Genomic DNA, 8554 nt, shown 5'->3' on the forward strand with positions numbered 1-8554 from the left:
ATCCTTCACTTCTGCACGCTCTGTCGCCGCCAGCTCTCAACCGCCTTCGTAAGGTCGCTTGCGCTCGACCCGTCGGACCACTTGTCCCAGAAATCGATCGTGCCACTCAACGGCTCATTGCGAGGCTTCGAGATTCGAATTCTAGTCGGCAATAGGATGGCATCGCCGACCACAAGTGCCTCACCGGTATCAAGCACAGGAAGTAAATCGCTGAAGCCGCCAAGGCTGTCAGGGAGCAGGCGTCTGACGACGGACTGATCGTCACCGTTTGTGAGCCTCATGGCAATTAGATTACTGCACTGGCTGACCACGGTGCGGTTGACCTCCGACGGGCGCTGGCTGATCACCACCAAGCCAGTGCCGTACTTGCGCCCCTCCTTCGCGATGCGCTCAAAGATCGCGATCGCGTTTTCCGCGGCGCCTGACGTAACCTCCTGCGGGATGTAGAGGTGAGCTTCGTCGCAGAAGAGTGCGATCGGGTGCCTATCGCCGCTCGGCAGCCATTGCTGCACCGAAAAGGCCAGTCTCGCCACAAGGCCAACGATCAGCGGTAGAATGTCCGACGGCACCTCTGAAAAATCGATGACCTTGACACCGCCCGTACCGCCCTTGGCGGATCGGCCGCCCAGCAGTGTCGCAACCAGGTTATCAAGCCATCCGTAGTTTAGAGTTGCTTGATCGCTCGGGAAAAGAAACCCAAGCCTACGGTCTGTGGTCTTGCTTTCCAGACGTTGGATCAGGCGGCTCAGCTTTCCGTGAAAGTCGCCCTGCTTGTCGCCTCGTGAGCCGGCGACCATCTCGGTATTTAGTGCTTCGAGCCGTCGAAGCACGTCAGCGATCTCAAACGGCACCGGACTGTCGATGGTGAAGTTGGCGAGCACCTCATCGTGCTTGCCCTGCTGCAGGTATTGCCGCTTCGCCTCCGTGATGGATCGCGACATGAGCATGGCTTGGTTGGGTGCGTTCGCGTCCGACCGGTCGACGAACATGGACACGAGCGCATCGTAGGTCAGCAGCCAGTATGGGAGGTGCAAAACGCCATCAGCCAGACCACGACATGCCTCAATATCCGCGGGGCCAGCAATGCGAAAGTGCTGAAATCCATCGCCGGCCATGGATCCATACTCGCCATGGATGTCGAAGACGATGGCGTTGGCGCTCGCGAGTTCTGCAACCTGCTCGAGCAGGCGTGCCGTGGTCCAAGACTTCCCCGATCCCGTGCTGCCGACGACCAGCGCGTGCCGCTGGAACAGTTTGTTCCCGTTCAGGAAGGCTTCGGCGTTCGGATCCAGAGTGTAGGAACCGAGCGACAGGCGCTGCCCATCTCCCGACACCGCAGAGATCACCTGCATGAACCTGGTCAGCCGCTCGCCTTCGAGGGCAAAGCAGTTGGCGTCGATCTCGGGCACGGATTCCAGCGTGCGGCGGAACACGTTGGATTGCTGACCCAACCGCCCGACTAGCGTCCCAATCAGCGCAATGCGACACAGGTTGAGTTCTGGCGTGGCCTGCTCCGGCTCCTCCAAATCCAGCGCGTTAGCTTTCTGTTCAACGGCAGTGCGGGTGATCTTCTGGATTATGCCAACTAAGTGCTGGCCTGCGCGACTACTCTGGAGCGCTACCAAACGGTTGACCTGTAGCGTCCGGAGCGTCTCGACATCATCGACACGAACGACGACGGTCGCGGTGTCGACAGACTGGACGCGACCGAAAGTTTCGCCGTCATCGTAGTTCAGGATCGTCACGCATCTGCTCCGAGTGTTGAATCGAGGAAGTTCGCCAGTGGCCAGATCGTCTGATCGGGGAAGCTAACGCCGGCAGGCTGTAGATGAGTGTAAGCGCGTGTCCCGACGCCCCCGTCTCCCTCTTCAAGTGCGAGGTACTTGCGACACCGGCCGCCACGGAGGAACGCCTTCGTCGTTTCGGAGAGACACTTGGTGATTACGATGATTGGCACAGAGTCAACATCGCAGCGCTCGACCAGCTTCGTCTGAAGGTGCTGATCATTGAAACCATAGCCGACGCAGAAGTAGGCGCGGGCGCGTTCCAAAGCTGCATCGGAACAGGTAAAGATGGTCCGAAATGGCTCCAAATGAGCGAGCCTGTATTTGTCGATGCCGGGAGTAATCATCAGCGGCACATACCCGGCGGGCGTCTCGCGACAGCCTCTGACGCCGATAATCTGGTGGTCGGCGTCCTCGAACCAGTCCAGTGAGCCGTGCACCTTCCAGACGTTTACAACGCGACCGCTATCGCCTGTGGGTCGGGGCGCTTGCGCCTGAGTGCGGGTCTGAAGATACCCGGAAGTGAAGCCGCTGAAGTGGATGACGCCCGCCGCGTCGGCAGCATATTCCGCCAGCCTATCGTAGTTCGGAGTGATGACATCGACAGTACGATGCGTGCTGCTGAACAGATGTCGATAGAAGCGCGACAACGGCAGGTATCGCCGATCGCTCAGCATCGCCCCAAAAACCTGCTCGTCATAGGGCAGGAGAAAGCTTCTTGTCGCATCGGCCACATAGCCGGTCTGACGGCCAGTAAGGCGTACGGCACCGAGAGCGCTTTCCAGGTCCGTGCCGCGCCGGAGTTCAGAATGGAAAGCACTCCATTGCATCGCCTCATCAGCACTCGGTGTATCAACACCGGGCAGACGACCCAATTTGTCGGCCAGCAGCCACATACCTGGAACGCCATGCGCCGCGGACGCGCCGCTTCCTAAAATGATGACTGGCGCAAGCGCCAGTGCCTCCTGCGCGAACTCCAGCATCTGGTCGAAATCCGACCCGGTACTCATGACGACATGCCCCTATTACGGACCGCTATCGGCGGCGGTACTATCGCTCAATGGACCCTTAGCCGATGGTGATCCTATGCCCGCCCATGTGCCGAAAAGCCCGCTCGCGGCACGTGAGCAGAATGACCTGCATGCGCTCGGCCGCCCGGGTCAGGATGTCAGTCATGACTTCCAGACGGGCATCGTCCGAGTAGACCAGCGGGTCGTCAAGGATCAGCGAAACCGGCTCGCCCTTCTCGAGCAGCAGGTCGGCGAACGCCAGCCGGGTGAGTACCGCCAGCTGCTCCTGCGTGCCGCGGCTGAGGTCGCCGCAGCCCTCGCTGACGCCGCTGCGCGCGATCGAGGTCAGCCCCAGCTCCTCGCTGAACGTGACGTCGCAGTCCGGCAGCACGCGGCGGACATACTGGACGGTACGCTTAGTGACCGGTCCCAGGAACGTCCGCGCCACCGCCTCCTGCGCCTCATTCAGAGTGGTCCGCAGAAGTGCCAACGCATCCGCCTCGGCGGTGAGACGCACAACCGCCTGCTCGGCCGCGACTTCCTCTTCCCGAGCGGCGTCGACCTGGCCTGCCAGCCCCTTCGCGCCCTCGCTCGCGATCGTGGCCTCCAGGCCGGCAATCTTCTCGATCAGCGCCAGACGCCGGTCGCCGGCACCGGCCGCCGCCTTGTCGATGTTCGCGAGCCTGAGCCTCAGCCGATCCAGGTCGAACGCGCCAACCGCCTGCTCGGCCGCGACCCGGTCGCGCAGGCGCTCCGCCACTTCCGCCTCGGCCGCGACCAGATTGGCCTCCAGATCGGCGCGGCTCCTTGCGCCGGTGAGCGCGGCCAGTTGAGTCCGCGCATTCGCCAGGTCACGAGCCGCCCCGGCCGCCTCGAGCCCGAGCCTGCGCGACGTCTCCTCGGCGGTACGGAGCTGCTCGACCGCCACATTGTGCCGCCCAAGGGCGGAGCGCTCCTCCTCCGAGCGCAGGATCTGCGCAGCCTCGAGGCCGGGCACGTCGACAGGCGTGTCCTCTTCGGCTGTCTCATCAGCTTCCTTCGCCAGCAGCGCGCGGAGCGCCGCCCCACCTGCCGCGAGACCAATCGTGGGGTCGGCGACGCAGAGATTGTCCACCTGCCGCTTCAGACCCTTCACCGCCTCGCCAGCCGACCTGGCGTCGTTTGCGCGGGCTACCGCGTCGGCATAGCTCGCGACGCCTAGACGAGCCTCTGCAGACGCCAGCGCACCCTCGGCAGCCTTCATCTCGGCCGCGGCCGAACCGGTGCCGGGCGGCAAGACGCGTATCGTCGCGTGCCGGCCCACTTCGATCATCGTTGCCGCAGTGACCTCGCGCGCGGCATCGCTCATCGGCTCGCCGTCCATAGTGACAGGGGTGCCGTCCAGGCTCGTCACCTCCACCCGCACCGCCCCTGCCGATACGATCGCGCGTGCCTCAACCACTGTCTTGTCGAGCTTGGCCAGCTCCTCCAGCTGCTCGGACGCGATCACTTGGTCCGCGACACGCTGCTGCCTGGCCAGTTCGGCTTCGAGCGCGTCGAGGCTGGTCAGCCGCTCGCGCGCACGCGCGAGCGCCTCGGACCGCTCCCGGCGCGCAACTGTGGCGCGAGCCGTGCGGAGTGCCGCCTCGGCCGTGTTGCGGGCCTCGCGAGCACGGGACAGCGCGGTCCGCGCGTCCTCCTCGCTCCGGATCGCCTCGTCCCGCTCATCGCCGTGCTGTTCAACCGCGGCATTCGCGGCGGTATTGGCCGCCTCTGCCTTCTCAACCGCCGACTGTGCCGCGTCGATCGCGGCGATCTTCTCGGTCAGCCGCTCCACGGTGCCGTTCGCCGTATCGTACCGCGCCTGGGCCGTCACCAGACGCTCGGCTGAGGACTCGGCAAGCTTCAGGTCGGCCGCGAGCCGATCTCTGAGTGCGACCTGCTCCTCGTCTCCGAGCTCGCGCTCGATGCGACGTCGGGCGGCGCGCGCGTCCTCCAGCTCGGTCAGCGTCGTCTCATGCGCCTGGGCAAGCGCCTCGACGCTGGCACGGTGCTCGCGCGCTGTCGTCAGCCGCGTCTCGGCTGCAGCGAGCCGGCCCGTCGATCTGCCACGGCTGCCCGTCCTGAGTTCGGCATAGGCCTCCTCTACCCGGGCACGAACGACCTCAAAACGCCGCCCGCCCGTGATCGCGCCCACCTCGCTCTCCAGCGCAGTGCGTACGTTGTCGCGCACCAGCCGGTTCGGCGCGTCCACTCGGAGCGCGCTTGCCTGCTCAACCCAGAGCAGCCCGAGCGCGCCGCGCGTATCGGGGTCGGTGCCGCGGTTGTTGCCGCGCTCGAAGCCGAGCAGCGCCTGCAGCTGATCTTCCGCCGCGTCGCTCTCGAAGCGCCCGTGCGGGCCGGTGAGCTGCACCTTTTGCGAGCGAAGGAACTGCTTCTCCACCTGCCAGCGCTCGCCCGCCACCTCGAAGTCGACCGCGACCCTCGGCGCCACATCGTCCCCGATCGGGCAGTAGGACCGGGTCAGCTCCGTCCTGGCGGAGTGGCGGATGAACAGCGCTGCACGCAGCGCCTCCAGCAGCGTCGACTTGCCCGTCTCGTTCGGCTCGACGACGACGTTCAGGCCTGGCTCGAAGCCGTCGAGCCGGAGCGGCCGTCGGAAGCGGCGGAAATTGTCCAGTTCGAGCGAGACGATTCTCACCGTGCGCCCTCCGTCGCCCGGATCGCCTCGACGTAAAGCCGCTCCAGCGCAGCGGCCGCAACGGGGCGGTCCGCACCGCCCGCGTCGACTCGTGCTTTCAATAACAATGTGGCCGTGGCCAGCGCGCCCTGGATGTCGATCGCGGCGATATCGTCTTCGGTCGGTTGGGCGATCAGGCTCGCATCGTCGACGTCGAGCCAGCGCAGCGCGTGGCTCAGATCGTCGGAACAGGTCCGCCCGACCGCAACGCGGTCGGCGAGGGACAGCGTACCCGAAAGCACGAGCCTCACCAGGGTGGAGGCCTGATCCACCGACGCCCGCAGGTCCCGCAGCTCGCGCTCGAAATCATCGAGACCGGCCAGCGCCCAAGTCCGCTCAAGCCAGCGGTAGCGGCCTGTCTCAGCCCTCTCGATCACGGGCGCGGCTCCGCGACGCACGTCGATAACGATGACCCCGCCTGGCTCGTCGCGCCCGAACCGGTCCACCTCCGGCGTGCCGCTGTAGGCGGTGCGATCACCGATTGGCATGAACCCGTGCCAGTCGCCGAGTGCCAGATAGTCGAGCCCGGAGCGCTGGGCACGGTCGGGCGGGATCATGTTGTTCGCTTCGCCACGCGCGCCGAAGTCGACGACCGAGCCGTGCGCGAGCCCGATGCGAAGTGCACCGTCCGGCGTCGCCATGCCGTCGAACGCACTCGTCGGGTCATCGCGGGTACGCCGGTGCTCCAGCGGAGCGGGCAGCAGCCACGCGTCTTCCTCCATCTCGACCGGCTCGGGCGTGTCGACCACGCGTACGTTGGCCGGCGCCGCACGGCGCACGCGCGGCCACAGTCCGTCGGATCGGGCATGATCATGGTTGCCGGGCAGCAGCCACCAGGTGCAGGGTGCCCGACCCATGCGGGTCACCGCCTGCACGACCTCGCGATCGGTTGGACCGGTGCTGTCGAACACGTCACCGGCGACCACGACGTGAACGGCGCCACGCTCCCGCGCGAGCGCGCCAATCTTGTCGATCGCATCGAAGCGCGCTTCGCCCAGCGCGGTCCTGACCTCCTGTGGAAAGCGGCCGAACGGCTTGCCCAGCTGCCAGTCGGCCGTGTGGATCAGTCGCATAGGCGCTGCGCCGCAGTCGTGGCATTTTCCGTCATGCTCAGCACTCTAACGCAGCGAACGATTGGGGAACAAGGCCGACGTGCAGCGGCGGATCACTCTGGCTCTAACGATCGGCACTCGCGCAGCGGATTCGTGTCCACCGAGGTGTCCGTCGACTGCTTCGAAGGATCGCACCGCGAGCAGGTCGAAGCCGTCGCGCGTGCCCGTGACCCGGACGCGACGGCCAGCAAGTTTACCCGCCCCGCTTGGCGCATCTAGACGCCACTCGCCGCCATCGTCGGTCCGGAGGACCAACGACCGTCCGTTCCGCAGCAGTAGTCCGACCAGATCGTGAGCAGTCCCGCGCGGCACCGCTGTTCAGCTTTTCAGGTCAAGGTGACGCAGCAGCGCCTGCCGGTTCGCTTCGTCGTCATCGTACAACGTCAGCCAACTTGCGGCGAAGTCGTCCGAATGTCGTTTCCACGCGGCATAGACGTCGTCGGGCGACGCGGTGATCCGCTCCGCCGAGAGTGCGGCGACAAGGCGCTCCACATCATCAGCAACCGACATTCGGCGAGCGTGCTCGTCGAGGTCAGGTTTCAGAGGGGCATAGCTTGGTTCCTCTGCGCTCTGCGCCGCCCCGGCTGGTTCAGGCGCCGCTATAAGGCTGGTGTCCGAGGCGCTGCCGGTCTGGTCGCTTTCCATAGCTCCAACCGACCGTTGGTCGAGATCGGCGAGTCGCGTGTACTCCTCAACCGGCATGATCACTAGCAGGGCAACGCCGTCCCGCTCGACGGCGACTGCACCATTCTCAGCCGCTGATAGGCATGCACGCACCTGTGCCGGCGTGGTAGGGAAGGAGACGCTTCGCATCATTAGATCGTAGCATCGTGTCTTCAGGCGAACGAGCCTCAGCAGAAGCAAAACCGCGATACGGGTTTGCGGCATGCACCATTCGTGCTTTCAGTATTTGTATGTCTGACTCGACCTGCTGCAGGTAGGTCGGCAACATGGCCTGCGAAGCCGGGGTAATCGGTGGATTGGAACGCACCAGTGCTGGCGAGGATGACGCTTGAGGTCAGGGGTGGCCTCACACACTTTCCTGGCCTTGTGCCGAAAACGGTGAGCGTGACCTGCACAGATCCGCGGGACGTCGATCAACTCGCTGAGTTCGCCGATGCCGCACTTTTTTTTCCCGTCCCGATCAAGGTGACAAGTGCGGTGCCGACGCGAGAACATACCTACTTAGGATCGAGCTGGGCGAGCGATCGCGAGCGCTGACCGTCGCTGACCCGATCAATGACAAGGATCTGGCGCGGCTGATTCGTTTCGTGAAGGCGCTTGCTGCGGAGCGCGAGGACCAATCTCCCCAGCGGTAGAGATTTACCCCTCTTGCAGGGGCTTACCTGTCGCCAAGAGCCTGATCACACTTGCAGCCAAGCTGAGACTAGTCTCAACGATCTGACAAGAGTCTCAATTTCGTTGCAAAGTGACACCGATGCCGCACTTTTTTTTCCCGTCCCGATCAAGGTGACAAGTGCGGTGCCGACGCGAGAACATACCTACTTAGGATCGAGCTGGGCGAGCGATCGCGAGCGCTGACCGTCGCTGACCCGATCAATGACAAGGATCTGGCGCGGCTGATTCGTTTCGTGAAGGCGCTTGCTGCGGAGCGCGAGGACCAATCTCCCCAGCGGTAGAGATTTACCCCTCTTGCAGGGGCTTACCGTAAGCGTGGCGTGAGGGCCGCCTTGCCCGTTTGGCCGTAGCCGGGATGCTTATCGTCTTTGACGAGGGCGCGGGCGGTGCGGGAAGTTTTCGGTTCTGAGACTGGTCGTACGAGCGCTCGTACGACTGGTCGTGTGGAGGTGGTCGGCCGGGTATCGGGCCGACGGAGCTGGTCGGACGCGGAGAAGCTGGAGATCCTGGCCGAGGCGTTCCGGCCGGGCGTGCGGGTCCGTGATGTCATCGCCCGGCGCGAGGTGTCGA

6 protein-coding genes are annotated in these 8554 nt (G+C 64.7%); all 6 read right to left on the reverse strand.

What is annotated here, in order from left to right; genetic code table 11:
- Positions 1 to 5: 5 nt before the first annotated feature.
- Genes COA17_RS08320 through COA17_RS18765 form a run of 6 tightly spaced genes read right to left on the reverse strand, consistent with a single transcriptional unit; the run spans position 6 to position 7513 of the window.
- The gene (locus COA17_RS08320; RefSeq protein WP_096611581.1) at positions 6 to 1745 is read right to left on the reverse strand and encodes an ATP-binding protein; all 1740 of its coding nucleotides are present in this window, start codon (positions 1743 to 1745) and stop codon (positions 6 to 8) included.
- Positions 1742 to 2794 (reverse strand): SIR2 family protein, encoded by a 1053-nt coding sequence (locus tag COA17_RS08325; protein WP_096611583.1) that lies wholly within the window; start codon positions 2792 to 2794, stop codon positions 1742 to 1744. The genes COA17_RS08320 and COA17_RS08325 overlap by 4 nt, the downstream gene beginning before the upstream one ends.
- Before the next feature lie 58 nt (positions 2795 to 2852).
- The gene (locus COA17_RS08330; RefSeq protein ID WP_096611585.1) at positions 2853 to 5474 is read right to left on the reverse strand and encodes an AAA family ATPase; all 2622 of its coding nucleotides are present in this window, start codon (positions 5472 to 5474) and stop codon (positions 2853 to 2855) included.
- Complete coding sequence (locus COA17_RS08335; protein WP_096611587.1) at positions 5471 to 6586, reverse strand: metallophosphoesterase family protein; 1116 nt, start codon at positions 6584 to 6586, stop codon at positions 5471 to 5473. The genes COA17_RS08330 and COA17_RS08335 overlap by 4 nt, the downstream gene beginning before the upstream one ends.
- 45 nt (positions 6587 to 6631) lie before the next feature.
- Complete coding sequence (locus tag COA17_RS20110; protein ID WP_342746849.1) at positions 6632 to 6937, reverse strand: DUF5818 domain-containing protein; 306 nt, start codon at positions 6935 to 6937, stop codon at positions 6632 to 6634.
- A gap of 6 nt (positions 6938 to 6943) precedes the next feature.
- Positions 6944 to 7513 carry a hypothetical protein gene (locus tag COA17_RS18765; RefSeq protein WP_141397058.1) on the reverse strand — a complete coding sequence of 190 codons (570 nt, stop codon included), beginning with the start codon at positions 7511 to 7513 and terminating at the stop codon, positions 6944 to 6946.
- Positions 7514 to 8554: the final 1041 nt, after the last annotated feature.

The organism is Sphingomonas ginsenosidimutans (assembly GCF_002374835.1).
Classification (GTDB): Bacteria; Pseudomonadota; Alphaproteobacteria; order Sphingomonadales; family Sphingomonadaceae; genus Sphingomonas; species Sphingomonas ginsenosidimutans.

Bases quoted from the DNA above. Each gene is read 5' to 3' on its own strand.
- COA17_RS08325 (WP_096611583.1), bottom strand. From the start codon at position 2,794: ATGAGTACCGGGTCGGATTTCGACCAGATGCTGGAGTTCGCGCAGGAG.
- COA17_RS08335 (WP_096611587.1), bottom strand. From the start codon at position 6,586: ATGCGACTGATCCACACGGCCGACTGGCAGCTGGGCAAGCCGTTCGGC.
- COA17_RS18765 (WP_141397058.1), bottom strand. From the start codon at position 7,513: ATGCCGCAAACCCGTATCGCGGTTTTGCTTCTGCTGAGGCTCGTTCGC.